Raw genomic sequence first — 24,609 nt, forward strand, 5'->3', positions numbered from 1 at the left:
TCGATCAGGGGCCGGTACGCGCCACGTAGACGGTGTTGGCCGACTCCCCGCCGGTCAGCGGATTGGCGAACGGCACGACGTGCGCGCGGACGCTCGTGAACACCTCGGCGAGCGCCCCGGTGAACTCGACGTCCGGCGGGTCGTCCGACCAGAGCGCGAAGACGCCCTCGGGGCGCAGCAGCGCGGCCAGCCGGCGCAACCCGGCCGGCGGGTAGAACGCCGCGTGGCTCGGGTGCAGGACGTTGCGGGGGGAGTGGTCGACGTCGAGCAGAACGGCGTCGAACCGCCGACCGGGCTCGTCGCTGTCGAAACCGGTGTCACCGGCCACCGCCGCGAAGAAGTCGGCCTGCACGAAGCGGGTTCGGGGATCCTCGGCGAGCCCTGCCGCGAACGGCAGCAGCCCCCGCCGGTGCCAGTCGATCACGTCTTCGATCGCCTCCACCACGAGCAGCGAGCGCACCCGGGGGTCGCCGAGCGCGGCGCAGGCGGTGTAGCCCAGCCCGAGGCCGCCCACCACCACGTCGAGGGAGTCACCGGCCACCTCCGCGAGACCCAGCCGGGCCAGCTCGATCTCCGCGACCGGGAAGAGGCTGGACATCAGATAGTCGTCGTCGAGCTTGACCTCGTACACCTCGACCTGGAGCGCCGGATCCCGGCGTCGGCGCAGACTGATCGCGCCGATCGGGGTCTCCCGCCAGGCCAGCTCTTCGAAACGCGCGCCCACGGGTGCCCTCTCGCCGCCGGATTCGTCCACGGATGGTAGCGGTTGCCCCGCGACGGGCGGCCACGCAGGGTCCGCAGGAGATCGACGCAGCGCATATCCTGTGGCCGGCCGATCCACCGGAGGGGACTCATGCCGTCGCGGCAGGACCAGCTGCACTCCTACCAGTTCAGCGTCCAACGGGCGGTCGCCGCCCTGGTCATGCGGGAGACTGACCCCGCGCAGTCGCCGTTTCGACGGCTGGCCGGCGCCGGCCTGGCCAGCGTCCTGGTGGCGGCGATCGGGCTTGGTGGTTTCGCCCTCTACGGCCTGTTCGCCGGGGGCGGCAAGGGGTGGCGCGACCCGGGCGCGGTGATCGTCGAGAAGGAGTCCGGCGCCCGGTTCGTCTATCGCGAGCAGAAGCTGCACCCGGTGCTCAACTACGCCTCGGCGCTGCTCATCGTCGGCGCGGACCGGTCGAAGACAGTGCTGGTGTCCCGGCGCACCATCGACGGGGTGCCGCGCGGGCTGCCGTTGGGCATCGCCGACGCACCCGACTCGCTACCCGCCCCCGGCCGGTTGTCGGCCACGGCGTGGACGGTCTGCTCGACGGTCCCGGCCGGCGCGGGCGTCGAGGCGCCCCGTTCCGCGGTGCTGATCGGCACCGAGCCCGACGGTGGCCGACCGCTCGGTGACGACGGGCTGCTGCTGCGCCACCCCGACGGAGGGCTGCACCTGGTGTGGCACCAGCGGCGTCACCTCGTCCGTGATCCCAGCCGGGTCCTGGCGGCGCTCGCCACCACCCGGGCCCAGGCGGTCGCGGTGGCGCCCGCACTGCTCAACTCGCTGCCCGCCGGCACCGACCTCGCCCCCCTCGACCTGCCCGCGCTGGGCCGGCCCGCCACCCGGGTGCCGGGTGCCACGATCGGCGCTGTCTATCTGGTGAGCAACTCCGGCGGCGGCCGGCAGTACGCGGTGGCGCTCGACGCCGGCCTGGCCGGCATCACCGAGTTGCAGGCGGGGCTGTTGCTGGCCCGCACCGGGCAGGTCGCGCCGGTGCCGATGACGTTGGGCCGGTTCGCCGCGTTGCCCACTGTGACCGACCTCGCCCCGACCGGCCCGAACGCCCCGCCACCGACCCCGCCCCGGCTAGCGGCGGGCGACGGCGGGGCGCTCTGCACCCGCATCGGCGACGACGGCGGTGTCGGTGAGGTGCGGTGGGGCGTACCGCTGCGGGACCTGACGGCCGTGCCCCGCACCGCGCCGACTGGTGGCGCGGTGCTGGCCGACCACGTGGTGGTGGAGCCGGGTCGCGGCGCGGTGGTCGAGGCCGCCGCGGCGCCCGGCGCGACCGGCGGTGCGGTCTCCGTCGTCACCGACCTGGGCCGACGGTACGTGCTTGCCGACGGGGAGGTGCTCCCGATGCTCGGCTACCGCGACGTACGGCCGGTGCGGTTGCCGGCCGGGTTGGTCAGCCTGGTGCCCGCCGGCGCCACCCTCGACCCGGCCGCCGCCCGCGCCGTAGCCGCCCCCGACTAACCCCACCCACCCCCACCTCTGCCCCACCCCCCGGCTCGACGGCGGTGATCAAGAGGTTCGCGTCAGAATTCGGCGTGAGCCTGACGCAGACCTCTTGATCAACGGGACAGGCGACGCGCGGCAGGCGGGTGCTAGTCGGCTGGGCGGCGCAGGACGCTGACCGCGAACGGGGCGTCGTCGCGCCACGGGCGAAGGTCCCAGGTGGCGAAGCGTTGCTCCACGCGTAGCCCGGCCGCCACCGCGTCGGCGTCGAAAGCGGTGAGCGGGTAACCACGCTCGGTGCCGAAGCCCACCGTCAACACGCCATCGGGTCGCAGGTGCCCGGCCACCCGGCGCAGCACCTCCGGTTCGGTGCCGACGGCGACGAAGGCGAGCACGTTGCCGGCCAGCACCGCCGCGTCGAAGGGCTCCGCCTCGCCGAGCGCCGGTAGATCCAGCTCGGCGAGGTCGGCGACCAGCCACGTCGGGCCGGGATAGTCGGCGCGGGCGGCGTCCACCAGCGCGGGGTCGGCGTCCACCCCGACCACCGTGTGCCCCCGCTCGGCTAGCGCGGCACCGACGCGGCCGGTGCCGCTACCGGCGTCGAGGATCCGGGAGCCGGGGGCGACGAGGGCGTCCACCAGCCGGGCCTCGCCGGCCAGGTCCGCGCCCTCGGCCATGAGCTTGCGGAACCGGTCGATATACCACTGTGAGTGCTCGGGACCGGTGTCGGTCGCCCAGCGGGTCGGGTTGGCCATGCCGCCACCGTAACCGGGACGGTGGCGGCACGGCTGTCGACCCGGAACAGCCGGGTCAGGGGAGCCGGGCGACAGTGATGAACTCGTTGTAGGTGAACACGCGCCCGAGCGGCCGGGCGAACGGGAAGGAGTACTGCTTGGTGACGGTCAGGCCCAGGTCCGCGCAGGCCTGCGCCGCCTCGGCGAAGCCGACGAAGCGAACGTGCGAGGCGTCGCTGGCGTACCCGCGTTCCTGCGGGGTGATGAACACGGCCTGCCCGCCCGAGCGCACGTACGGCAGGTAGGACGAGATGACCTCCAGCGCCTGCTCGGCCGGCAGGTGCTCCAGCAGGTGCGCGGCGAGCAGCGAGTCGAACGCCCCCGGCCGGGCGTGCGGGCTGGTCTTGAACTCCTCCACCTCGTACGCCTCGAACCCGGCGGCCCGCGAGTGCGCCACCGAGGTCGGGTTGTGGTCGACGCCGACGCCGTTGCCGTCCAGGTTGGCGAGGTTGCGCCCCAGGCCGGAGCCGACGTCGAGGGTGGTGCCCAGATTGAGCCGGCGCAGATTCCACCGGTACGGCGCCTGCACGTCGAGCATCCGCTTCCAACGGGCGCCACCGAGGCGTTGCAGCCGGTCGGTGTAGTCCTCTCCCGCCGTCTCGGTCGGCTGACGCCGTCCTGCCTGACTCATGCGCCGACTCCCTTGGCTGTGCCGGATAAGAACGTGCCGATGGTACGGACATGAGGGACATCGTGGGGGACATCACAGCCCGGCGTTTCCGGACTGTGACACCCGTCCGGTCAGCCCTTCTCGGCGCCGCTGGTCAGCCCTTCGGTGAGCAGCCGTTCGCTGGCGAAGAACAGGATAACGATGGGCAAGGTGAGCACCACCGAACCGGCCATCAGCACCGTCTTGGGTACCTCCACCCCGTCGGCGAGGAGGGACAACCCGAGCGACACCGTCCATCTGTCGGGTTTGTCGACCATGAACAGCAGGGCGAAGAGGAACTCGTTCCAGGCGATCATGAAGTCGTAGAGCGCGACGGCCATGATCGACGGCATCGCCAGGGGCAGGCTCACCCGCCGGATGATGCCGAGCCGACCGGCGCCGTCGATGGCGGCGGACTCCTCCAGACTGACCGGGATGGTCTCGAAGTAGTTCTTCAACATGTACACCGACACCGGCAACGTCTGCGAGATGTAGACGAGCACCAGGCCGAAGAGCGAGCCGCGTAGGCCGGCTCGGGTGAAGACCACGAACAGCGGGATCGCGATGACGATCGACGGGAACAGGTAGACCGCCAGGAACAGGAAGTCCACCTGCCGCCGGCCGAAGAACCGCAACCGGGCCACCGCGTACGCGCCGGGGATCGCGACGAGCAGGGTGAGCACTGTCGCCGCGACGGCGACCAACCCACTGTTGCGGATGAAGGTGAGGAAACCCTGACCACCGTCGTCGGTCGACTTGAGCACCTCGGCGTACGTGGCGACAGTCAACTCACCGAAGCCGACCACCAGCGCGCCGGGGTCGAGCAGCAGCCGCTCGATGGGCCGCACCGAGAGCACCAGCATGTAGTAGAAGGGGAAGACCGTGATCAGCAGGAACACGGCGATCACCAGGCGGCGCAGCCAACGAAGACTCACCGTCTCGACCACGTCCCGGTCCATCAGCCCACCCTCCGTCCGAAGAAGCGCAGATAGATCAGCACGAACACGATGAGCACCACGGCCAGCACTACCGCCTGCGCGGCCGCGGCCCCGATGTCGGTACGGGCGGTGAGGAACTCGTACACCCGCACGCTCACCACCTCGGTGCCCGCCGCACCGCCGGTGAGCAGGTAGACGTCGTCGAACTTGTTGAACGTCATGATGAAGCGCAGCACGCCCAGCAGGGCGATCACCGGCAGCAGTTGCGGCAGCAGGATGTGCCGGAACCGCTGGGTGGGGGTGGCCCCGTCGACGCGGGCCGCCTCCTCCAACTCCCCGGGCACCGCCTGGAGCCGGGCCAGCAGGAACAGGAACGCGAACGGGAAGTACCGCCACGCCTCGAAGGCGATCACGGTGGCCAGCGCTGTCGACTCCTGGGTGAGGAACGGCACCGGGGTGTCCCAGCCGAGCAGGCGTTGACCCCACGCGTTGACGATGCCGAGCTGCGGGTCGAGCATCACCTGCCAGACGAACGTCACAGCGACCACCGGTGCCACGTACGGCAGCAGCATGGACGCCCGGACCAGCGTACGGCCCCGGAACGGCCGGCGGACGACCAGGGCGGCCACCAGACCGAGCACTATCGAGCCGACGGTGCCACCGATGCTGTAGATGAGCGTGACCCACAGCGTCTCGGCGAAGCCGGGGGTGTGCAGCACCCGGTCGATGTTGTCCATGGTGAACTCGCCGAACAGGCCGGTCTTGCGCAGGGTGGCGAGCCGGACCCGCTGGAAGGCGAGCACCACCGTCCACACGATCGGGATGCCGATGACCGCGATGGTGACGAGCAGTGTCGGCGCGACGAGCGCGAGCCCGTCCCGGGATTCGCGGCGGCGCAGGGTCACCTGTCGCCGTCGGGGCGGCGCCGGCCGCTCCCGGGTGGGGGAGCGGCCGGGGCCGGGCGCTGTGGTGGTCAATTGACGCCCGCCTTGATGGCGTCGACGTCCTTGGCGGCACGCGTGGCGGTGGCTGCCGCGTCGGACTTGCCGGAGACGAGGTCGCCCAGCACCTTGGGCACCGGTAGTTCACCGAGCATGGCGCCGACGAGCTTGCCCTGGCCCTGGCTGAGACCCCACCGCCCGAAGGTGTCCGGGCTGCGGCGCAGCGTGGCCAGCACCTCGTCGCCGTACACGTCGGCGAGGGGCTTCTTCGCGTCCACGCCCGCCTGGCTGGTGTTCCAGGCGGTCAGGTAGGCCTCCGGCTCGGCGGGTGTGCCCTTGCGGACCGGGAAGCGGCCCTCCGGGGACATGCCGAACCAACGCGGGTATCCGTCGCTGAGCATGTACTCCACGAAGGACTTCGCCGGATCGGCAACGGCACCGTCCAACACGGCCCAGGAACTGATCTCGCCGTACTGGGCCGGCTCGGTGCCGTTCGGGCCCTTGATCGCGGTGACGAACCCGCTGTTCTTCGCGAGGAACGCCGGGTCCGCCTGGCACTGGGGGCAGGTCGGCTTCGCGTCGTTGCGCAGCCCGGCCAGCTCGTCGAGGATGAACGGTGACCAGACCACCATCGCGGCCTTGCCGGCGAAGTAGGTGGCCCGGGTGGTGTCCACGTCCTGCGCGCCCTTCACCGAGCTGGTGCGGATCAGATCACCGTAGAAGCGGAACGCCTCGACGCACTGGGGTGAATCCAGTGTGACCTTCCCCGAGTCGTCGGTGAGCTGACAGCCGTTGGCCAACGCCAGGTGCTCGAAGGTCTGCTGGGTGAACACGTCACTGGGGGCGGTCGCCGCGGTGATCCCGGCGACGCCGCCGGTGTTCAGCCGGGCCGCGGCGGTGGTGATCCGCTCGTACGTGTCGGGGGCGGGCAGGCCGGCGGCGGCGAACAGGTCCTTGCGGTAGACGAGCAGTTGCCCCCACCCGTCGCTGGGTACGGACAGTTGTCTGCCGTCGTCGGCGGTGAGTTCCAGCGCCCGGGGGGAGAACGTCTGCCTGCCCAGCTTGTCGACGACCTCCGCGTTCGCCGAGGCGTGCAGCAGCTCGTTTCCGGCGAGGGTGCGGATGCCGGCGAGCGAGACCGACCCGACCACGTCGGGCAGGTCGCCGGCGGCGGCGTTTGCGGCGATCAACGAGGGGAACTGGTCTTCATTGACGGTCACGAGATCGACCTGGATCCCGGTCTTGGCGGTGAAGTCGGCGATGATCGCCTTGGTGGCGGTGACCCGGTCGGCCACGTCCTCCAGGCTCCAGACGGTGATCTTCTTGCTGTTGCTGTCCGATCCGTCGTCGCCGCAGGCCAGGAGGGTGGACGTGGTCAGTGCCAGGATCACTGTGGTGGCGAGTATCCGCCTCGGAGGTGCTGACATCGATGACACTCCTCTCGAAGAGTACAAGCCGGATCCAACACCTTCGATTGATCAATAGCAAGACATATTGTGATTTTTTGCTATCCTGGAGCCCAGTGCTACCGGGATGTGACACATGGGCAACTGGGTGGTCTCTCTCGCCGGGCCTCGACGCATCAGCCTCGAGCCCTGCCCGCCGGATCCGCTCGGCCCCGGCCAGGTCCGAGTCCGCACCTGCTACTCGGGCATCTCCGCCGGCACCGAGCTGACCCTCTACCGGGGCAGCAATCCCCGGCTCAGCAAGGACTGGGACGACGCCGCCCGGATGTTCGTCCCTCGACAGACCCCGGTGCCCTACCCGCTCGTCGGCTTCGGCTACGAAGAGGTCGGCGAGGTGATCGAGGTCGCGCCGGAGGTCACCGACAGGCATCCGGGGCAGCTCGTCTGGGGCATCTGGGGGCACCGCGCCGAGGCAGTGCTCGCCGCCGACGCGGTCCGCGCGCTCCCCGCCGGGCTGGATCCGCTCGCCGCGGTCTTCGCCCGCCCCGGCGCCATCGCGCTCACCGCGGTGCTCGCCGGTGACCTGCACCTCGGCGACTGGGTGGGCGTCTTCGGGCAGGGCGTCATCGGCCTGCTCGCCACCCGGCTCGCCGTGCTCTCCGGAGCCCGGGTGGTGGCCGTCGACCCGGTACCCGACCGGCTGACGTACGCCGCCCGATACGGTGCCCGGTCAACTGTGGACGCGACCACCGCGTCCGCCGCGGCCGTGCTGCGTCAGGCCACCGACGGCCGGGGGGCCGACGTCTGCCTGGAGTTGTCCGGCGCGTACCCGGCGTTGCACGAGGCGATCCGCGCCACCACCCACGCCGGCCGGGTCGTGGCCGCGGGCTTCTACCAGGGCCAGGCCGACGCGCTCGGCCTCGGCGAGGAGTTCCACCACAACCGCATCCAGTTGGTGGCCGCCCAGGTCTCCGGGCCCACCCCCGCGCCGAGCATGGCCGGCCGGTGGACCGGAGACCGGGTCGCGCAGACCTTCATGGACCTGGTGGCCGACCGCAGCGTCGACCCGCTGCCGCTGGTCAGCCACATCGTCGACGCCAGTGCGGTCGCCGACGCCCTCGCGCTGCTCGACCGCGGCGCCGGTGACGTCCTCCAAGTCGTGTTGAGGTTCCCATGACCACCATCGCGCTCGCCTGCCAGGAACAACTCCTGCCGGGCACCGACCTGATCCAGAAGTACGCCCTCGCGACCGCCCTCGGCTACCAGGGCATCGAGTTACGCGGTCGCGGTGACCTCGCGTTCGCCCGCCGGCTGCCCGAGCTGCGCCGGGCCCGCGCCGCCGGCGTGGTGATGCCCACCGTCTGCGTCGAGATGGACCACTTCATCGGTGACTTCGACCCCGCCCGCACCGCCGACGCCGTCCACAACCTGCGCTCCCAGCTCACCGTCATCGCCGAGCTGGGCGGCGTCGGCGTCATGACCCCCGCCGCCTGGGGGATGTTCTCCCGGCGCCTGCCGCCGTTCGAGCCGCCCCGCCCGCCGGACGGCGACCGGCAGGTTCTCCTCGACGCCCTCGGCGAGCTGGGCGAGCACGCCCGGGCCGAGGGGGTCGCCCTCTTCCTGGAACCCCTCAACAGGTACGAGGACCACATGGTCAACCGTCTCGACGAGGCGGTGGCGCTCTGCGCCGCGCTCGGCCTGCCGTCGGTCCGGGTCGTCGCCGACACCTTCCACATGAACATCGAGGAGGACGATGTGCACCGGGCGTTGCGCGCCGCCGCGCCCTACCTCGGGCACGTGCAGGTGAGCGACTCCAACCGCTGTCAACCCGGCGCCGGGCACCTGGACTGGCCGGAGCTGGTGCGGACCCTGCTGGAGGTGGACTACCGGGGCTGGCTCGCCCTGGAGTGCCGGCTCCGCGGTGACCCGGTCCGGGCCCTGCAACAGGCGGCAACGGTGCTGCGACACGCGATGCCCCGGCGGGCCGCCGCGTGACCGCCGACGCCGGGCCGACGAGCGTCGACGCGACGGTCGGTGCCGACAGCATCGCCGCCGCCCGGGCGACGAGCGCCGAGGCCGCCGCCCCGGCCGACGCGGGTGGGCTGCGTCGACTCGCCGTCGACACGCTCGACGCCAACTGGGAGCACGACCACACGGTGCCGTCGCGCACGCTCTACCCGCACCAGTGGAGTTGGGACTCCGCGTTCATCGCGATCGGGCTGGCCCAGGTCCGGCCCGACCGCGCCTGGCGGGAACTGACGAGCCTGTTCCGGGCGCAGTGGGCCGACGGACGGGTGCCGCACATCGTGTTCAACCCGGCGCTACGGGTCGGCGCGTACTTCCCGGGGCCGGAGATGTGGGGCTCGGCCGACGTGCCGGGAGCACCGGCGGTGGCGACCTCCGGCCTGGTCCAGCCGCCGGTGCACGCACTCGCCGCGCTGCTGGCGTACCGGCGGACACCCGGGCCCACCGGTCTGGCGGCGCTGGGCCGGCTCTATCCGGCGCTCGTCGCCCAACAGCGCTACCTGGCCGACCGGCGGGACGTGGCCGGCGACGGGCTGGTCTGCATCGTGCACCCGTGGGAGTCCGGCCTGGACAACAGCCCGGCGTGGGACGAGCCGATGGCCGCGGTGCCGGCCGAGGCGGCGGTCATGTCCGCGTACCGTCGGCACGACACCACGCACGCCGACGCCGCGCACCGCCCCACGAACCTGGACTACGCGCGCTACCTGGCGATCGTCGCCGCCTACCGCGCGCACGGCTACGCCGACCGCGACCTGGCCGCCGGTCACCCGTTCCTGGTGGAGTGCCCGTTGTTCAACGCGGCGTTCGGCGCCGCCGAACACGCCCTCGCCGAGATCGCCACGCTCGTCGGCGACGACCCCGGGCCGCACCGGGCCCGCGCGACCCGGATCACCGAGGCTCTCGTCCGCCGGCTCCACGACCCGGACACCGGCACCTTCCAGCCCCGTGACCTGCGTACCGACCGCCTGGTGAGCGCCCGTACCGTGCTCGGGCTGACCCCCCTGATCCTGCCCGACCTGCCGACCCGGCAGGCCGACGCGCTTGTCGTCGAGGCGCGGTCGGCGCGCTTCGGGGCGGCCCGGCGGATGGACCGGCCGCTACCCACCTACGACCGCACCGCACCCGACTTCGAGCCGCTGCGCTACTGGCGGGGGCCGAGCTGGCTCAACGTCGGTTGGCTGCTCCGGCGTGGGCTGCGCACGCACGGCCACCCTGAGCTGGCCGCCGGGCTGCGCCACTCGATGATCGGTCTGGTCGCCGGCGCGGGCTGCCACGAGTACTTCCACCCGGACACCGGCGTCGGGCTGGGCTCGCCGGCGTTCAGCTGGACGGCCGCGCTCCTGCTCGACCTGCTGGCCGACTGAGCGTGTTGGACGGTGGTAACGTCCCCGATCCCGGAGGCGGAGGGAACATCGTGCGCGAGATCGACAAGGTGGCCTGGATCCTCAGCGAGGACGGCCGGGTGCTCAGCACCCGGTCGGTCGGCAAGGACGTCTGGTATCTACCCGGTGGAAAGCGCGAGCCGGGCGAGACCGACCTGGAGACCCTGCGCCGGGAGATCGACGAGGAGTTGAGCGTCGAGGTCGACGTGCCCGGCGCCGTGCACCTGGGCACCTTCACCGCGCAGGCGCACGGTCACGGGGCCGGCACCACAGTGCGGATGACCTGCTACCACGCCGGCTATCGGGGGCAACTGCGGCCGGCTAGCGAGATCGCCGAGATGGCCTGGCTCGGGTACGCCGACCGGCACCGCACCTCGCCCGTCGACCAGGTCATCTTCGACCACCTGCTGGCCGAGGGTCTGCTGACCTAGTTGGCAGTTTGTCGGAGCCGGCCAGGGGTAACCGCCCGAGCGTGACCGACGGCGACGGTTTCCCGTACTTCATCGACGCGGTGTCCCAACGGTCCGGCCTGCCGGCCGAGGAGGCCGCCGTGCTGGCCCGCGCCGTGCTCCAGACGTTGGCCGAGCGGGTGACCGCCGGTCCGCCCGGCGACCTCGTCGGGCACCTTCCGAACGAGGTCGACACCTACCTGACCGGCCCGACACCGGACACCGGCGCGGGGCCGGACGCAGCAGGCGTTTCCGGCCCTGGCCCGGCCCCTGCCGCCGGCCCGGATGCCGGCGGTGACGGGTTGACCACGGGGGTTGGCCTGGAGGTCGGCGGCAGCGCCGCGACCCCGATGGACGCCGGTCCGACGGAGTTCCTTCGTCGAGTGGAGCAGCGTGCCGGGGTGGACCCGGCCACCGCTCGCGCCGGAACCGGCGCCGTCTTCGCCACCCTGCGTACGGCGATGACGGTGCGGGAGTTCACGGAGATGGTGGCGCGACTACCGCGCGACGGCGCGTTCTGACCGGGCCTCGGCTCAGACCCGGGAAGCCCGGGCGGCTCACCCCTCGGGCACGTCCTCGGGCTCGGCCACCCAGGCGGAGAAGACCGGCAGCCCGTGCCACGGCCCGGTGACGCCGGCGGCCCGGGTGTCGGTGGCGACCGCCACCACGGCGTACGGATGACCGAAGCGCAGCTCGGCGGTGCGGGCCACGCCCTCCGGTGGCACGCTGGTCACCCCGAACATGCCGGTCACCGCGGCGGCCTCGAAGCCGTACCTGTCGAACCGGGCCACCGCCGTCTGCCGTGCCTCGTAGCCGTCCACCGACAGCCCCATCGCCGTGGCCAGCACTGTCGCCGCCGCCCCGAAGCCCAGCGCCGGGGCGGTCAGGCCGTGTTCGCTCTGGGCGGACCAGCAGGGAAGGACGGCGTGATGCCGCTCCTCGCGGCCGTCGCGCGCCCGGGTGCGTACCCGCTCCTCGCTCACCGTCCACAGCGGAGCCTCGCCGAGCGGCAGGTCGAACAGGGAGCGGCTACCCGCCGGTTGCGCGCCGTCGGCCACCGCGGAGCTGAACTCGTACGCGACAGCCAACACCTCGGCCGGTGACACCTGCGGCGCGGCGGCCACCGAGAGGACCACAAGCCCCGCGCCGTCGGTCGTCTGGGCCGGTGCGGCGTGCACGATCACGTCGCCGACCTGCGCGTTGGCGACGATGGCGCACCGGTGGCCGTGGCCCGGACTGCGCAGCGCCCGCCGTAGCTGACCCGCCCACTGGCTGCCGGCGCCGAAGGCGCGTGCGTCGGTGACGTCGAACGGGGTCGCCCAGGACACCCGGGTGGCCAACGCGCTGGCCAGGGCCAGCACCACGTCCGGACTGACTCGGAGGGGGAACGTGTCGATCAGGCCGAGGGTGTGCTCGCGCGCCCAGGCGTCCAACCCGGCCTGATCGGGCAGCACGCCGACCTCGGTCGTGCGGGGCAGCGTGGCCCGCCACGCCGCCGACCCACCGTCGCCGTGCCCCGACCGGTGCCAGAGCGCGGTGGCGGACCCGACCAGCGGGTGTGGCGCGTCCAGCAGCGATCGGGCGACCTCGGCCGCGTTCGGCAGATCGGTGCCCAGGGCACGCGTCAGCTCCGTGGCGGCCTCCTCCGCGACGGTCGACCCGGCCGCCGCGCTGGCGGCGACAGCGAGCAGCAGCCAGGCTCCGAGCGGAGAGGCGACGTGGTGCCGGTCGCCGGCCGTGGCGTGCAGTCGCGCGGCGTACGCGTGGAGCGGCCCGTGCAGATCGGTCGTCATGCCCCCACTCTGCCCGCCGGCCCGGCTCACGACCACAGCTCGAACGGCTCATCGATCTCGGTGCCGGCGAGAAAGGGGGTGATCAGCCGGGGGAGCTGCCCGGGATAGAACCGCTCCCGACTGACCACCACCTCGGGCAGCGGCCACCAGCGGAAGCCGAAGTAGTCCTCCCGCTCGTAGTCGAGCCGGTGCGCCTCGTCCACGTCCGGGCCGGGGCCGGCCAGTCGCACCGCGACGACCACCTCGTCCTGGAGGTGCCGTAGCTGGCGGTGCAGGAAGCTCGCCCGCCGCCGCCACACCGGCGCGCCCACCTGGTCGGCCGTGACCACGATGCCGGTCTCCTCGCGCAGCTCCCGTACCGCGGTGTCGCGGTAGGTCTCACCGGGATCCATGCCGCCGCCCGGTAGCTCCCACCAGGTGCCCAGTCGGGGGTGGTCCGGGTCCTGGGTGTGGAACAGCAGCACCCTGTCGGTGTCGTCGGTGACCACCACCCGCACCGCGCGTCGCTCCAGGATCGGCAGGTCGCGGGGCAGCTCGTTCATCGGGCCAGTCTGTCGCACCGCCCGCTTCGACGCCGGGTAGGCTGCCCGCCGTGGCTGGTCTGTTGAGGAATGTCGCGGCGCGTATCTCCCGGGTCGGTGCGGTCATCCCGTCGTCCCGGCGTACCGGGCCGGCGCCCGCGCAGGTGGCGCGCCGCCGCCAGGTGAGCGCGTTGCAGCGTCGGGAGCTGACCTACGCTCCGGAGCGCGACGGTCAGGCCGACCCGGGCGAGATCGTCTGGACGTGGGTGCCCTACGAGGACGACCCCCGGCAGGGCAAGGACCGGCCGGTGCTGGTCGTCGGCCGGCACAGCCGGACCCTGTTCGGGTTGATGTTGTCCAGCCAGAGCGAGCGGGACGGTCAGCGGCACTGGTTCGCGCTCGGGCCTGGTGAGTGGGACCGCGACAACCGGCCGAGCTGGGTCCGGCTGGACCGGGTGCTCACCATGCGCGAGGACAGCATTCGCCGGGAGGGCGCCGTGTTGGATCGGCAGCGGTTCGACCGGGTCGGTCAGGCGTTACGCGCCGGCTACGGCTGGCGCTGAACTCCGCCGGGCTGCCGTGCGGCAGCCCGACCGTGACGCGCCCGGGGTAGGTCGGGTTCACCCGTGGCTCGGGCCGACTGCGGCATGGTGTCCGCATGGTGCGGGACGTCGCACGGCAGGTGGCCGACCGGGTGCGAGCCGGCTTCGGCCTGCGGCTGTCCACTATGGAGCCGGTCACCTCCGGCGCTGACGAGCACGCCCGCCTGTGGCGCGCCCAGGCCACCGACGGCGCTCGGTACGCGGTGAAGCTGAGCGGTGGCGGCACCCCGGCCGGCCTGGTCGTGACGGCGTACCTGGCCGAACAGGGGGTGCCGGGCATCGTCGCGCCGCTGCGAACCGACGACGGACACCTGTCGATCGACCAGGATGGCCGCCGGCTCACCGTGGTGCCGTGGATCTCCGACCAACGGGCGCTCGACGGCCCGATGACACCGGCGCACTGGCACGCGTACGGCGAGGTGCTGGCTGCCGTGCACGAGGTGCCGGTGACCGACGAGCTGAGCCGGCTGCTACCGGTGGGCGGTGCCGCGTACCCCGCGATCGTGACGGCGACCCGCGCGATGGCCGAGCGGATGCGCGACCCGGCCGACCTCGCGGACCCGCTGGTAGCGGATCTGGCGGGGGTGTGGTCCGCGGTGGCCGACCGGCTCGGGGTGCTGACCGGTGAGGTCGAGCGCCGCGCCGTCGACACGCGGGACCGATCCGGCCCGCACGTCGTCTGTCACGGCGATCCGCACCTGGGCAACCTGCTGCTCGGCGCGGACGGGCAGGTGTGGTTGATCGACTGGGACGACGCGGTGCTCGCCCCTCCCGAGTGCGACCTCATGTTCGTGCGCGGCGGGGTGCTCGCCTTCGCGCCGATCACCGCCGCGCAGCAGCGGGCCGTGTTCGCCGGCTACGGCAGGACCGACGTCGACCCGGTGCGCCTGGCCTGGTTCCTCGCGGTCCGCGCGCTCGACGACCTCAGCGACTGGACCCGACAAGCGTTGGACGTCGAGGCCGCGGCGGCCGACCGGGCCCGGGCGGCGCGGATCGTGCGGGGGCTGGTGTCACCGCTGGGCCTTGTCACTCTCGCCGACGCGGCGGTGCGCGACCTCGACCGGCGGTGTTGAGCGGCGACCACGTCGTCCTGCGGGCAAAAAACAGGGCAAAGAGCGGACTCGCTCCCTGCCACTTCCAACATATATCGCACCGGGGGCCTTGCGGCAAGACCCGGGTGGTGCAGCAGAATCTCCAGCCGACGCCCAAATCTGGGAAAATCGGGGGATTCCATGATCGATGTGATCATTGCCGGCGGCGGACCAACCGGCTTGATGCTGGCCAGCGAGCTGCGGCTGCACGGGTTGCACGCGCTCGTGCTCGAGAAGGACACCGAACCGACCAGCTACGTCCGCGCCCTCGGCCTGCACGCCCGGAGCCTCGAGGTGCTGGACCAGCGAGGTCTGCTGGAACGGTTCCTGGCGCTCGGGCGGCAGCACCCCGTGGGAGGCTTCTTCGCCGCGATTCCCAAGCCGTCGCCGGGCGGCCTGGACACCGCGCACGCGTACGTCCTCGGCATTCCGCAGACCGTCACCGACCGTCTCCTGAGCGAGCACGCCACCGAGGTGGGCGTCGAGATCCGGCGCGGCGCCGAACTGGTCGGGCTGAGCCAGGACGACCACGGGGTGACAGTGCGGCTGGCCGACGGCACGCAGGTGCGCGGCCGCTACCTCGTCGGGTGCGACGGCGGTCGCAGCACCGTACGCGGGCTGCTCGGTGTGGGCTTTCCCGGCGAGCCCAGCAGTGTCGAGACCCTGCTCGGCGAGATGGAGGTGGGTGTGCCGCCGGAGACGGTGGCCGAGGTGGTCGCCGAGGTCCGCAGGACCCATCTCCGATTCGGTCTCGGGCCCCTCGGGGACGGGGTGTACCGCGTCCTCGTCCCGGCCGAGGGGGTGGTCGAGGACCGCACGGTGCCGCCGAGCATCGAGGACTTCAAACAGCAACTGCTGGCGTACGCGGGCACCGACTTCGGTGTCCACTCACCGCGCTGGCTCTCCCGTTTCGGGGACGCCACCCGGCTGGCCGAGCGTTATCGGGTCGGCCGGGTGCTGCTGGCCGGTGACGCGGCGCACATCCACCCGCCGACCGGTGGGCAGGGGCTCAACCTCGGCATCCAGGACGCGTTCAACCTCGGCTGGAAACTGGCCGCCGACCTCAACGGATGGGCGCCGGAAGGGCTGCTGGACAGCTATCACAGCGAACGGCATCCGGTTGCCGCGGACGTGCTCACCAACACCCGGGCGCAGATGCTGCTGCTCTCACCCGAGCCGGGGCCCCGGTCGGTGCGCCACCTGTTGTCGGAGCTGTTGGACTTCGAGGACGTCAACAGGTACCTGATCGAGAAGATCACCGCGATCGGGGTCCGCTACGACCTGGGCGCGGGCCACGACCTGCTCGGGCGGCACCTGCGCGACGTGCGGCTGAAGCGGGGCCGTCTCTACGAGTTGATGCGCGGCGGCCGGGGCCTGCTGCTCGACCAGACCGGCCGGCTGTCCGTCGCCGGCTGGGCGGAACGGGTCGACCACGTGGTCGACGTCAGTGAGGAGTTGGACGTGCCGGCAGTGCTGCTGCGGCCCGACGGGCACGTGGCGTGGGTCGGCGACGATCAGACCGACCTGCTCGGCCACCTGCCCAGGTGGTTCGGCGCTCCGGCCACCTGAGCGGTCAGCGCTCCGCGAGGAAGGCGCTGTCGACCAGTTGGCGGGGCGACCGGGCGCCGCCGAGGCTCTTTGCCTGGTACATCGCCGCGTCGGCGCGGCTGAGCGCATCGGTGAGCTGGGCCGGGCCGGTGACCGGGGCGAGGCCCACGGAGGCGGTGACCCGGACGCTGCACCCGCTGAGTCGGATCGGCGCGGCGACCGTCTCGCTGAGCCGTCGGGTGGAGTGCTCGATCCAGCGCCTGTCGACGGTGGGGCTGGACAGCAACCCGGCGAACTCGTCGCCGCCGAGGCGGGCCACCAGGTTGTCTCCGGCGAAGCCGGCGAGCCGCTCGGCCACACTGATCAGCACCTGGTCGCCGGCGGCGTGCCCGAACCGGTCGTTGATCTGCTTGAAGTCGTCCAGGTCGAGCACCACGGCGATCAGCGGCTGGCCGGCGGCGTCGGTGAGCAGGGCCGCCGCCAGGCGGTAGAAGGCGCGGCGATTGGGCAGACCGGTGAGCGCGTCGTGACTGGCGGCGTGCCGTTCGGCGGCCAGCTCGGCCTGGAGGTGGTCGATCTCGGCCTCGGCACGCACCGCCCGCCGGCGTAGTTGCCAGGAGGAAAGCAGTGCACCGGCCGCGCAGACGCCGGAGGCGACACTCATCGGATCCGGCACGAACCCTCCCATCGCCGCGACCGCCTCCAGCCCTCGGTGGACGCGGCACGCCGCGTCGGCCCTCGTTTTGCCTGATCGATGCCCATCTGGGGGTAACGCAAAGTGAACGGATGGGCACCGATCATCTGCGTTATCATGCTCGCCGTCGGGTGCAGATGCAATAGCAGATGCACGTGCAGAACCGTCCACTGTCGATGCCGCACTCCCTCGCCGTTACCGCTCCTCCCACGGCCACCGGCGGGCTCGTAACAGAAAGACGCCCCCATGCAGCAGCCACCCAATGGCGTACCGATCCACCAGTTGCCTCCGCTGAGCTGGCAGAAGAGTCGCCGCAGCAACCCCAGCGGCAACTGCGTCGAACTGGCCGAACTGCCCGGGGGAGCGGGCATCGCGGTCCGCAACTCACGACACCCGGAAGGTCCGGCGCTGATCTACACGGTCGACGAGATCGCCGCTTTCGTTCTCGGTGCGCGGGACGGCGACTTCGACCACCTGATCAACTGACCGTCCGGGGACGGTCGTCCCGGCGACGGGACTGATTCACCGGCGCGGAGGAGTTCACCTCACTGTCGGTTCATGGCATGCTTACGCGTCGGCCGGGCCGGGGCGCGCGGCCGTCATGGGTCGGTGTCCGGAGGTCCGCACGTGACGATGGTTCCCGCCGAGGGTGGCCCGACAACCGGGCCGACAGTGCTGCGCATTCTGCTCGGCGCTCAACTGCGCCGTCTCCGGGAGTCCAGCGGAGTGACCCGGGAGGGTGCCGGCTGGGAGATCCGCTCCTCCGAATCCAAGATCAGTCGGATGGAGCTGGGGCGGGTCGGCTTCAAGGAGCGCGACGTCGCCGACCTGCTGACCCTCTACGGCGTCACCGAGGAACACGAGCGCGAGGCGCTGCTCAAGCTCGCGCGGGACGCGAACAGCCCCGGCTGGTGGCATCGCTACGGCGACGTGCTGCCCTCCTGGTTCCAGTCGTACCTGGGCCTGGAGGCCGCCGCCGCGCTGATCCGCAGCTACGAGGTGCAGTTCGTGCCCGGCCTCCTGCAGACCCGGGAGTACGCCCGGGCGGTCGTGCTGCTCGGGCACGGCGCCGCCGACCCGGGTGAGATCGACAGGCGCGTCGCCCTGCGGATGCAACGCCAGCAACTGCTCCAGCGGCAGAACCCGCCGCAGCTCTGGGCCGTGGTGGACGAGGCGGCGCTGCGCCGGCCCATCGGCGGCGCCGAGGTCATGCGGGGGCAGCTCGCCGCGCTCATCGAGGCGACCAAGTCACCGCACATCCGGCTCCAGGTCATCCCGTTCGCCGCCGGTGGCCACGCCGCCGCCGGTGGCGCCTTCACCATCCTGCGCTTCGGCGACCAGGAGCTTCCCGACATCGTCTACATCGAACAGCTCACCAGCGCCATCTACCTCGACAAGCGCGACGACCTCGACTACTACGCGGTGGCCATGGAACGGCTCTGCGTCGAGGCCGAGCCGCCGGAGCGTACGGCGGAGATCCTCGGCGGCCTGCTGGACGACCTCTACGCGGCCTGACCGCCGACCTCGACCCGGCCTGACCGCCGGCCGCGCCGGCTCGCGCCGGGCCCGGTCGCGCACCAATCCCATTTGGGCATGCACGGGACGAACAGTGTGGGGTCGGGCACGCAGAGTGGTCGACTGCGTCGTTGCCAGGCAGACTGGTGAAGCCATGTCACCGCTCACGCCCACTCTCCGCCTCCACGACCGTTACGTTCTGCACGAGCGGATCGGTCTCGGTGGCATGTCCGAGGTGTGGCGCGGCGACGACGAGGTCCTCGGGCGGCCGGTCGCGATCAAGGTGCTCGCCGGGCAGTTCGCCACCGACCCACAGCTGCGGGCCACCATCCAACGCGAGGCCCGCGCGGCCGCCCGGCTGACCCACCCACACGTGACCCAGGTGTACGACTACGCCGAGGCGACCCTGGCCGGCGGTGTCGTGGTCCCGTACCTGGTGATGGAGCTGGTCGACGGTCACAACCTGGCCGACCGGCTGCGGTCCGGGCCGCTGCCCTGGCCGGAGGCGGTCCGGGTGGCCGGGCAGATCGCCGCCGCGCTGGCCGCCGCGCACCGCATCGGCGTCGTGCACCGCGACGTCAAGCCCGGCAACGTCATGCTCACCGACACCGGTGCCAAGGTGCTCGACTTCGGCATCGCCGCGCTCGGCGGCCTCGACAGCCAGTCCGGCGAAGCGCTGATGGGCACCCCCGCCTACTTCGCGCCGGAACGACTGAGAGCCGGCCCGCCCGACCCGGCCAGTGACGTGTACGCCCTCGGCGCACTGCTCTATCGCACTCTCACCGGACGGGCACCACTGCCCGTGCAGAGCTGGGAGGACGCCCTCGAGGTGCACCGGCAGGGCACCCCGGTGCCGCCGCTGCGGGTGCCCGGCCTCCCCGCCGACATCGCCGAGCTGACCGTCGCCTCCCTGGCCGCCAACCCCGCCGACCGGCCGAGCGCCGCGCACCTGGCCCGCCGGTTCGGCGCCGGCCAACCGGTCGAGCCGCCCACCGAGCTGCTGCGGATCAGGCCGGCCGCCCACCCGCCCACCCTGATCGACCGCTCCGTTGCCGCCCGCCCCGTCCCGGCTCCCGCTGCGCCGGTCCGACGCCGATCGCGTCGACCCCTCGCCGCGCTCGTCGCCGCCGTGCTCGCCGTGCTGATCGGCGTCGGCGCCCTGCTCGCGGAGAATCCGTTCGGCGATCCGGACACCCCCGACCCCACCGAGGTCGCCGAGGCGCCGTCGACAGCCGCCCCGGCGGCCCCCGCACCCACGACGCACCGGCCCACGACGCACTCTCCGACGCCGGCCGCGCCGACCACGCCATCGTCCGCCGCCAGCACCGCGCCCCCGACCATCGGGCAGCAGATCCCCGTCACCTTCCGGGAAGTGAGCAGCGAGTTCGCCGCCGTCCTGGCCACCGCCGTCGCCCGCGGTGACGTCGACCCGAAGATCGCCGACGATCTGAGCGACGAACTCGCCGACCTCGACCGCCGCACCAGGGACCGCGCCGAGCGCATAGCCGACCTGCGGGACCACATCGCGGAGTTGGTGCGACGGGACCGCCTACCAGCGCAGACGGGGGCGAAACTGGACGCTCTGCTCAGCCGGGCCGGCAGCTTCCCCACCGGCCGTACGGACGACTGATACCCCCGTCGATACCGCTGGCATGATGTCCCGATGCGGACACGTCTGATCTTCGTACGACACGGTGAGTCGGTCCACCAGCTCGAAGGAATCGTCGGTGGGCCGCGTGGCTGTCGGGGCCTCACCGCACGCGGCCACGAGCAGGCCCAGCACCTGGCCAACCGCCTCACCGGTGAGGTCACCGCCGACGGTCCCGTCGCGGTCTACTCGTCCGTTCTGCGCAGAGCTGTGGAGACCGCGCAACCGATCGGCGCGGCGTTGGGCGTCCGGCCGGTGGCCGACTGTGGGCTCTGCACCTGGCACACACCCCCGTACGCCGACGGTCTGCCGACCGCCCTCTTCCGGACCGACCACGCGGTGGCGGGTGGCGGCGTGTTCCGACCGTTCGAGGAGGGCAACGAGAGCTGGGCCGAACTGGTGGTCCGCGTCAGCCGCGCGATCATGGAGATCGCCCACCGGCACCGGGGCTCCACAGTGATCCTGGTGGGCCACAGCGAGACGGTCGAGGGCGGGTTCCACGCGCTCGCCGCGCAGCCCGTCTTCCGGGCATTCGACCTGGACGTACCCCCGGCCTCGATCACCGAGTGGACCACCGACCACGACCCGGGCGGTTGGCCGCCGGCCCGCTGGACGCTGCGGCGTTTCGCCGACACCGGTGGGTGGGCCAGAGGGTGACGCCCGTCCGGCCCGTGGCCCGACCGGGTCGGGCCCGCGTCGACGCTAGTCGGCGGCGAGGATCTGCTCACGCAGGATCTCGGCGTGCCCGCAGTGCTGGGCAAGCTCGCGCAGCACGTGCAGGTAGACCCAGCGCAGCGGCAGCGGGCCGCGCCGGTTGCCCCGCAGCAGGTCGTCGAGGCCGAGGGTGGAGGTCGCGCGGCGGGACGCCTCGCACGCCTCGGCATGTGCCCGCCGGATGGTGGCGATCGTGTCGCCGTCATCCAGGACGAACGAGTCGTCGGGCGTCGGAGGGATGCCGATCTCGGCGCGAGGCCGGCACGTGACCGCCTCGTCGAACCAGACCTTCTCCACGAACGCGGCGTGCTTCACCAGGCCCAGCAGCGTCGTCCGGGACGGCACCAACGACCGGCGCGCCTGCTCCTCGGTCAGCCCGTCCAGGCAGGCGTTGAGCGCCCTGCGGTGCTCGTCGATGAACGCCTCGAACTGCGTCTGGGCGGACTGGCCGACGACGTCATCGGCGAAGGTCGGGGGAAACGAGCTCATTCCCGCAGCATTCCAAGGTCACCGCTGACGCGCAATCACCACCGCTCAGCCGAAGGACAGCAACGCGCCGCGCTCGTCGAAGCGGGCCGTGCCCGCCCAGGCGATCTCCCAGCGGTTGCCCTCCGGGTCGGCGACGTAACCGGAGCGCCCACCCCAGGACCGGTCGGTCGGCTCCGCCACCACCGTCGCCCCCGCCGCGACCGCGACTGCGAACGCCGAGTCGACCTCGTCGCGGCTGTCGACGTTGCAGGCCAGGGTGACCCCCGACCAGCCACCGGCCGGCTCGGGCACGCCCGGTGCCGCCTCGGCGGCCAACTCCGGTAGCGGGTAGAGCGCGAACAGCACACCACCGAGCAGGAAGGCCGACCAGCCATCGTCACTGCTCGGCAGCTCGGGCCAGCCCAGCGACCGGTAGAACGACCGCAGCGCGGCGAGGTCGCGTGCTCCCACAGTGATGACGGACAGTCGGGAGGGGACAGTGCTCATGAACCGATCCTGCCCCACCCGTACGACAGGTGCCGGGCGCCGCCCTCCGCCAGGGACGGGTCCGACGTCGGCTGCCCGGTCAGCCGATGCTGACGCTCACCGACTCGCCCGGGTCGGTGCCCGCGCGGGCGAACACCTCGCCGTCCGGCGACCAGACGCCCGACCGCCCCGCCGCCTCGCGGTAGCCGCCGCCGGTCGACCCGGCGAAGCTCGCCACCGCCACCCAGAGCCGGTGCGCGGTGGCGATCCGGTGCGCCCGCTGGTCCGTCATGGCGGCGTCGCGCGCGGACTCCAGGACGCCCGCCGCGTACACGTCGATGCCCAGCGCGGCCGTCCGGTCCGCGTGTGCGGCCACGCCGGTGTCCTTGCAGATGGCCAGCCCCACACGCCAGCCGTCCACATCGAGCACGACCGGCGCGGCGCCCGGCCGGAACCGGCGGGCCTCGGCGTCCCCCAACCACATCTTCCGGTACGCCACCGTCGCACCGCCGCCGGTCACCGCGAGCATCGCGATGTGGTCGCCCACCGTCGGCGCACCCGCCAGGGCGACAGCGTTCGTCTCGGCGCACGCCTCGACCAGCGGCGCCAACCGCGGGTCGTCGACCGACACGACAGGCGCGTCCAACTCGTACCCGGTCAGTGACAGCTCCGGAAAGACCACCAACCGGGCGTTCGCCGCGCGGACCGCCGCGGCGTGGACCAGCGCGTTCGCCGCGACATCCACTGGTACGCACGGCGGCTGCACCACAGCGAGCCGCAGTGGGGTGCGGCTTTCCGCACCCCCGGCGGTGCGGTCGACCCGCGCGGCCGGGCGGTCGTCCTCATGGTCGGCTCTCAGGATGACTTCGTAACGTGGGCGCATGATTCGAACGTCCCACGCCGTGTTCGCCACCGGAACCCCCGCCGCCGCTGCGGAACCGCCGCAGGACGGCATCGTCGGCTACGTCACTGACCTGGTGGAACGACTCGGTGGGCCGGGCGCCGGCCTCGCGGTGGCGTTGGAGAACCTCTTCCCCCCGATCCCCAGTGAGGTGATCCTGCCGCTCGCCGGCTTCGTCGCCGCACAGGGGAGGATGAGTCTGCTCGGTGCGATCTTCTGGACCACGCTGGGCTCGGTGCTGGGCGCGCTCGCGCTCTACCTGATCGGCGCGGCGCTGGGACGCGACCGGATGCGCGCCATCGTGTCCCGGTTACCCCTGGTCAAGCTCAGCGACGTGGACCGGACCGAGGCGTGGTTCCTGCGACACGGTGTGAAGGCCGTCTTCTTCGGCCGGATGATCCCGATCTTCCGGAGCCTGATCTCCATCCCGGCCGGCGTCGAGCGGATGCCGGTGACCACGTTCCTGCTCTACACCACGCTGGGCAGCCTGATCTGGAACACCACATTCGTGCTCGCCGGCTACCTGCTGGGCGACAACTGGCACCTCGTCGAGGGCTACGTCGGCACACTCCAGAAGGTGGTGATCGTGGTCTGCGTGGCGGCGGCCGCCTGGTTCGTCGGGTCCCGCGTGGTGAAGGCCCGTCGCGCCGCGCGGAACCCCGAGCCGACCGAACCCGAGCAGAGCGCGCTGGACGCGGTGCCCGACCCGGGCGGTCGCGGCACCCTCTACCGAAGCGGTTCGTGGGCCTCCGACGATCGCTAGGCGAAGCCGTCGAGATCGCCACCCTCGCCGTCGCGGCCGCCGGCATCCGGCGTGGGCGCGCGCGTGTTGGCGCCCGTGACCGGCCGACGGGCTGCCACCAGAACGGACGGGGGACGCTTGGCGCGGATGGCACACAGCAGCGGCTAACGCCGACGAATCGTCGCGGGTTCTGCGTTACCTGGGCATCTGACCCGCCCGGACGAAGGCCAGACACGCGGCTCGACCTGATCGACTCGGGTTCTTTGATGTCGGGGTGTCCTGCCGTCCGGGATGCCCCGGTTTCCGTGAACGCGAGTGGATCACGCGCGTGAGCGTCGGTTGGACGCCGTCGTGTCGGGGTGGTGTGGGTGGTTTGTCCGGTGTCGGGTGGTGTGGGGGTGTGACCGGGTGCACCGGTGGGCTGGAATCATGGCCGGGCCGGGGTCGTTACACATCCTGACGATCGCAGCACCACCGCCGGCCTCCGGCCTGGTCACCCCGGGTTGGAATGCCAGCCACCCCCCGGTCGTTGCAGTCCCCACGAACGACCGCAGGCGCCGCCTCGACGAGGGTGCCCGACGGGCGGGCCGACCCCGGAATGACCCCGGCCCCCCGGTCGTTGCAGTCCCCACGAACGACCGCAGGCACCGCCTCGACGAGGGTGCCGACGGGCGGGCCGACCCCGGAATGACCGAGGCCTCCCGGTCGTTACACGCGGTCCCGGCGCCGCGAGCCCTCCGGCTTGCCAGGTCGCCGACCTCCCAAACTTTTTTCCCCTTTTGTACGTGCAGCGCCGGACGAGGTGCTCACACCCCTGACCACCGCCCCCGTTTGGTGGTTCGGGGTGTTCTACCCCCGAAGGAGCTACCCCTGATGAACACGATCTTCCGGAAGAGCATGCTGTCTGTTGCTGGTCTCGCGTTCGCCGGTGGTGTGTTCGCCGGCCCGATCGCCGCTCACGCCGCTACCCCGGCCGTTAACGCGAAGCCGGTCGCGGTGGCCGTGCAGTCCGCCGCGCCGAAGCCGCAGGGCGACCAGTCCCAGATCAGCCTCAACGACGAGCAGACCGCCAACGTCAAGG

26 protein-coding genes and 1 pseudogene are annotated in these 24,609 nt (G+C 72.2%); 15 read left to right on the top strand and 12 right to left on the bottom strand.

All coding sequences use genetic code 11. From position 1 onward, the window contains the following. Positions 1–4: 4 nt before the first annotated feature. Entirely contained in the window at positions 5–724 is a 720-nt protein-coding gene (locus ABZ406_RS26680; RefSeq protein WP_357767061.1) for a spermidine synthase, read from the bottom strand. A 129-nt stretch (positions 725–853) separates the two neighbouring features. Between ABZ406_RS26680 and eccB the strand changes: the two genes are divergently transcribed. Next, on the top strand, positions 854–2,239 hold the full coding sequence (eccB, locus tag ABZ406_RS26685) for a type VII secretion protein EccB (RefSeq protein WP_357767064.1): 1,386 nt from the start codon (positions 854–856) through the stop codon (positions 2,237–2,239). 131 nt (positions 2,240–2,370) lie between these two features. Here the strand turns inward: eccB and ABZ406_RS26690 are convergent, their stop codons facing one another. The 5 genes from ABZ406_RS26690 to ABZ406_RS26710 all read right to left on the bottom strand — a co-directional run bounded on the left by ABZ406_RS26690 (position 2,371) and on the right by ABZ406_RS26710 (position 6,970). Beyond that, positions 2,371–2,976 carry a class I SAM-dependent methyltransferase gene (locus ABZ406_RS26690; RefSeq protein WP_357767067.1) on the bottom strand — a complete coding sequence of 202 codons (606 nt, stop codon included), beginning with the start codon at positions 2,974–2,976 and terminating at the stop codon, positions 2,371–2,373. A 55-nt stretch (positions 2,977–3,031) separates the two neighbouring features. Continuing rightward, positions 3,032–3,646: a methyltransferase domain-containing protein gene (locus tag ABZ406_RS26695; RefSeq protein WP_357767070.1), complete on the bottom strand. Its 615-nt coding sequence runs from the start codon at positions 3,644–3,646 to the stop codon at positions 3,032–3,034. A 110-nt stretch (positions 3,647–3,756) separates the two neighbouring features. Further along, a complete protein-coding gene (locus ABZ406_RS26700; protein WP_357767073.1) occupies positions 3,757–4,623 on the bottom strand; it encodes a carbohydrate ABC transporter permease in 867 nt (288 codons plus the stop codon). Further along, a complete protein-coding gene (locus tag ABZ406_RS26705) occupies positions 4,623–5,579 on the bottom strand; it encodes a sugar ABC transporter permease (RefSeq protein WP_357767076.1) in 957 nt (318 codons plus the stop codon). Before ABZ406_RS26705 ends, ABZ406_RS26700 begins: the two co-directional genes overlap by 1 nt. Then, on the bottom strand, positions 5,576–6,970 hold the full coding sequence (locus ABZ406_RS26710; protein WP_357767079.1) for an extracellular solute-binding protein: 1,395 nt from the start codon (positions 6,968–6,970) through the stop codon (positions 5,576–5,578). The genes ABZ406_RS26705 and ABZ406_RS26710 overlap by 4 nt, the downstream gene beginning before the upstream one ends. A gap of 115 nt (positions 6,971–7,085) precedes the next feature. Between ABZ406_RS26710 and ABZ406_RS26715 the strand changes: the two genes are divergently transcribed. The 5 genes from ABZ406_RS26715 (at position 7,086) to ABZ406_RS26735 (ending at position 11,326) form a co-directional block, all read left to right on the top strand. Then, positions 7,086–8,126 (top strand): zinc-binding dehydrogenase, encoded by a 1,041-nt coding sequence (locus ABZ406_RS26715; protein WP_357767082.1) that lies wholly within the window; start codon positions 7,086–7,088, stop codon positions 8,124–8,126. After that, positions 8,123–8,944 (top strand): sugar phosphate isomerase/epimerase family protein, encoded by an 822-nt coding sequence (locus ABZ406_RS26720; RefSeq protein WP_357767085.1) that lies wholly within the window; start codon positions 8,123–8,125, stop codon positions 8,942–8,944. The genes ABZ406_RS26715 and ABZ406_RS26720 overlap by 4 nt, the downstream gene beginning before the upstream one ends. Before the next feature lie 107 nt (positions 8,945–9,051). Beyond that, a complete protein-coding gene (locus ABZ406_RS26725) occupies positions 9,052–10,338 on the top strand; it encodes a hypothetical protein (protein ID WP_357767137.1) in 1,287 nt (428 codons plus the stop codon). Positions 10,339–10,388: 50 nt separating this feature from the next. Continuing rightward, entirely contained in the window at positions 10,389–10,787 is a 399-nt protein-coding gene (locus tag ABZ406_RS26730) for an NUDIX domain-containing protein (RefSeq protein ID WP_357767088.1), read from the top strand. Positions 10,788–10,828: 41 nt separating this feature from the next. Next, complete coding sequence (locus ABZ406_RS26735; RefSeq protein WP_357767091.1) at positions 10,829–11,326, top strand: DUF2267 domain-containing protein; 498 nt, start codon at positions 10,829–10,831, stop codon at positions 11,324–11,326. Positions 11,327–11,362: 36 nt separating this feature from the next. Here ABZ406_RS26735 and ABZ406_RS26740 read toward each other — a convergent pair whose 3' ends face one another. After that, positions 11,363–12,598 (bottom strand): hypothetical protein, encoded by a 1,236-nt coding sequence (locus tag ABZ406_RS26740; RefSeq protein WP_357767093.1) that lies wholly within the window; start codon positions 12,596–12,598, stop codon positions 11,363–11,365. 26 nt (positions 12,599–12,624) lie between these two features. Continuing rightward, positions 12,625–13,140, bottom strand: coding sequence for an NUDIX domain-containing protein (locus ABZ406_RS26745; protein WP_357767095.1), 516 nt, complete (start codon positions 13,138–13,140; stop codon positions 12,625–12,627). A 50-nt stretch (positions 13,141–13,190) separates the two neighbouring features. On the opposite strand from ABZ406_RS26745, the gene ABZ406_RS26750 reads away from it, so the two are divergent. The 3 genes from ABZ406_RS26750 to rox all read left to right on the top strand — a co-directional run bounded on the left by ABZ406_RS26750 (position 13,191) and on the right by rox (position 16,381). Beyond that, positions 13,191–13,682 carry a type II toxin-antitoxin system PemK/MazF family toxin gene (locus tag ABZ406_RS26750; RefSeq protein WP_357767098.1) on the top strand — a complete coding sequence of 164 codons (492 nt, stop codon included), beginning with the start codon at positions 13,191–13,193 and terminating at the stop codon, positions 13,680–13,682. A gap of 95 nt (positions 13,683–13,777) precedes the next feature. Then, positions 13,778–14,794, top strand: a complete 1,017-nt coding sequence (locus tag ABZ406_RS26755) for an aminoglycoside phosphotransferase family protein (protein WP_357767100.1) — start codon at positions 13,778–13,780, stop codon at positions 14,792–14,794. Positions 14,795–14,953: 159 nt separating this feature from the next. Next, complete coding sequence (gene rox / locus ABZ406_RS26760; protein ID WP_357767103.1) at positions 14,954–16,381, top strand: rifampin monooxygenase; 1,428 nt, start codon at positions 14,954–14,956, stop codon at positions 16,379–16,381. 4 nt (positions 16,382–16,385) lie between these two features. On the opposite strand, the gene ABZ406_RS26765 is transcribed toward rox, so the two are convergent. Next, complete coding sequence (locus tag ABZ406_RS26765) at positions 16,386–17,036, bottom strand: GGDEF domain-containing protein (protein WP_357767106.1); 651 nt, start codon at positions 17,034–17,036, stop codon at positions 16,386–16,388. A gap of 264 nt (positions 17,037–17,300) precedes the next feature. On the opposite strand from ABZ406_RS26765, the gene ABZ406_RS26770 reads away from it, so the two are divergent. The 4 genes from ABZ406_RS26770 to ABZ406_RS26785 all read left to right on the top strand — a co-directional run bounded on the left by ABZ406_RS26770 (position 17,301) and on the right by ABZ406_RS26785 (position 20,874). Further along, positions 17,301–17,540 (top strand): DUF397 domain-containing protein, encoded by a 240-nt coding sequence (locus ABZ406_RS26770; RefSeq protein ID WP_074309213.1) that lies wholly within the window; start codon positions 17,301–17,303, stop codon positions 17,538–17,540. A 141-nt stretch (positions 17,541–17,681) separates the two neighbouring features. After that, the gene (locus tag ABZ406_RS26775; RefSeq protein WP_357767109.1) at positions 17,682–18,569 is read left to right on the top strand and encodes a helix-turn-helix transcriptional regulator; all 888 of its coding nucleotides are present in this window, start codon (positions 17,682–17,684) and stop codon (positions 18,567–18,569) included. 154 nt (positions 18,570–18,723) lie between these two features. Then, a complete protein-coding gene (locus ABZ406_RS26780) occupies positions 18,724–20,199 on the top strand; it encodes a serine/threonine-protein kinase (protein WP_357767112.1) in 1,476 nt (491 codons plus the stop codon). Positions 20,200–20,232: 33 nt separating this feature from the next. Continuing rightward, on the top strand, positions 20,233–20,874 hold the full coding sequence (locus ABZ406_RS26785) for a histidine phosphatase family protein (protein WP_357767115.1): 642 nt from the start codon (positions 20,233–20,235) through the stop codon (positions 20,872–20,874). Between the two features lie 45 nt (positions 20,875–20,919). Here ABZ406_RS26785 and ABZ406_RS26790 read toward each other — a convergent pair whose 3' ends face one another. The 3 genes from ABZ406_RS26790 to ABZ406_RS26800 all read right to left on the bottom strand — a co-directional run bounded on the left by ABZ406_RS26790 (position 20,920) and on the right by ABZ406_RS26800 (position 22,768). Next, the gene (locus ABZ406_RS26790) at positions 20,920–21,420 is read right to left on the bottom strand and encodes a DinB family protein (RefSeq protein WP_357767118.1); all 501 of its coding nucleotides are present in this window, start codon (positions 21,418–21,420) and stop codon (positions 20,920–20,922) included. A 45-nt stretch (positions 21,421–21,465) separates the two neighbouring features. After that, positions 21,466–21,906, bottom strand: coding sequence for a VOC family protein (locus ABZ406_RS26795; RefSeq protein ID WP_357767121.1), 441 nt, complete (start codon positions 21,904–21,906; stop codon positions 21,466–21,468). Positions 21,907–21,985: 79 nt separating this feature from the next. Beyond that, positions 21,986–22,768, bottom strand: a complete 783-nt coding sequence (locus ABZ406_RS26800; protein ID WP_357767123.1) for a carbon-nitrogen hydrolase family protein — start codon at positions 22,766–22,768, stop codon at positions 21,986–21,988. Between ABZ406_RS26800 and ABZ406_RS26805 the strand changes: the two genes are divergently transcribed. After that, positions 22,767–23,549: a DedA family protein gene (locus tag ABZ406_RS26805; RefSeq protein WP_357767126.1), complete on the top strand. Its 783-nt coding sequence runs from the start codon at positions 22,767–22,769 to the stop codon at positions 23,547–23,549. The two genes, ABZ406_RS26800 and ABZ406_RS26805, sit on opposite strands and share 2 nt — an antisense overlap. A gap of 852 nt (positions 23,550–24,401) precedes the next feature. After that, positions 24,402–24,609: pseudogene (locus tag ABZ406_RS26810) on the top strand (hypothetical protein); the annotation flags it as partial.

Source organism: Micromonospora sp. NPDC005710 (assembly GCF_040630995.1).
Lineage (GTDB): Bacteria > Actinomycetota > Actinomycetes > Mycobacteriales > Micromonosporaceae > Micromonospora.

Excerpts from the sequence above, each read along its gene's own strand:
- eccB (WP_357767064.1), top strand. The coding sequence starts at position 854 with ATGCCGTCGCGGCAGGACCAGCTGCACTCCTACCAGTTCAGCGTCCAA.
- ABZ406_RS26690 (WP_357767067.1), bottom strand. The coding sequence starts at position 2,976 with ATGGCCAACCCGACCCGCTGGGCGACCGACACCGGTCCCGAGCACTCA.
- ABZ406_RS26695 (WP_357767070.1), bottom strand. The coding sequence starts at position 3,646 with ATGAGTCAGGCAGGACGGCGTCAGCCGACCGAGACGGCGGGAGAGGAC.
- ABZ406_RS26700 (WP_357767073.1), bottom strand. The coding sequence starts at position 4,623 with ATGGACCGGGACGTGGTCGAGACGGTGAGTCTTCGTTGGCTGCGCCGC.
- ABZ406_RS26710 (WP_357767079.1), bottom strand. The coding sequence starts at position 6,970 with ATGTCAGCACCTCCGAGGCGGATACTCGCCACCACAGTGATCCTGGCA.
- ABZ406_RS26715 (WP_357767082.1), top strand. The coding sequence starts at position 7,086 with ATGGGCAACTGGGTGGTCTCTCTCGCCGGGCCTCGACGCATCAGCCTC.
- ABZ406_RS26720 (WP_357767085.1), top strand. The coding sequence starts at position 8,123 with ATGACCACCATCGCGCTCGCCTGCCAGGAACAACTCCTGCCGGGCACC.
- ABZ406_RS26740 (WP_357767093.1), bottom strand. The coding sequence starts at position 12,598 with ATGACGACCGATCTGCACGGGCCGCTCCACGCGTACGCCGCGCGACTG.
- ABZ406_RS26745 (WP_357767095.1), bottom strand. The coding sequence starts at position 13,140 with ATGAACGAGCTGCCCCGCGACCTGCCGATCCTGGAGCGACGCGCGGTG.
- ABZ406_RS26755 (WP_357767100.1), top strand. The coding sequence starts at position 13,778 with ATGGTGCGGGACGTCGCACGGCAGGTGGCCGACCGGGTGCGAGCCGGC.
- rox (WP_357767103.1), top strand. The coding sequence starts at position 14,954 with ATGATCGATGTGATCATTGCCGGCGGCGGACCAACCGGCTTGATGCTG.
- ABZ406_RS26770 (WP_074309213.1), top strand. The coding sequence starts at position 17,301 with ATGCAGCAGCCACCCAATGGCGTACCGATCCACCAGTTGCCTCCGCTG.
- ABZ406_RS26780 (WP_357767112.1), top strand. The coding sequence starts at position 18,724 with ATGTCACCGCTCACGCCCACTCTCCGCCTCCACGACCGTTACGTTCTG.
- ABZ406_RS26785 (WP_357767115.1), top strand. The coding sequence starts at position 20,233 with ATGCGGACACGTCTGATCTTCGTACGACACGGTGAGTCGGTCCACCAG.
- ABZ406_RS26790 (WP_357767118.1), bottom strand. The coding sequence starts at position 21,420 with ATGAGCTCGTTTCCCCCGACCTTCGCCGATGACGTCGTCGGCCAGTCC.
- ABZ406_RS26795 (WP_357767121.1), bottom strand. The coding sequence starts at position 21,906 with ATGAGCACTGTCCCCTCCCGACTGTCCGTCATCACTGTGGGAGCACGC.
- ABZ406_RS26805 (WP_357767126.1), top strand. The coding sequence starts at position 22,767 with ATGATTCGAACGTCCCACGCCGTGTTCGCCACCGGAACCCCCGCCGCC.
- ABZ406_RS26800 (WP_357767123.1), bottom strand. The coding sequence starts at position 22,768 with ATGCGCCCACGTTACGAAGTCATCCTGAGAGCCGACCATGAGGACGAC.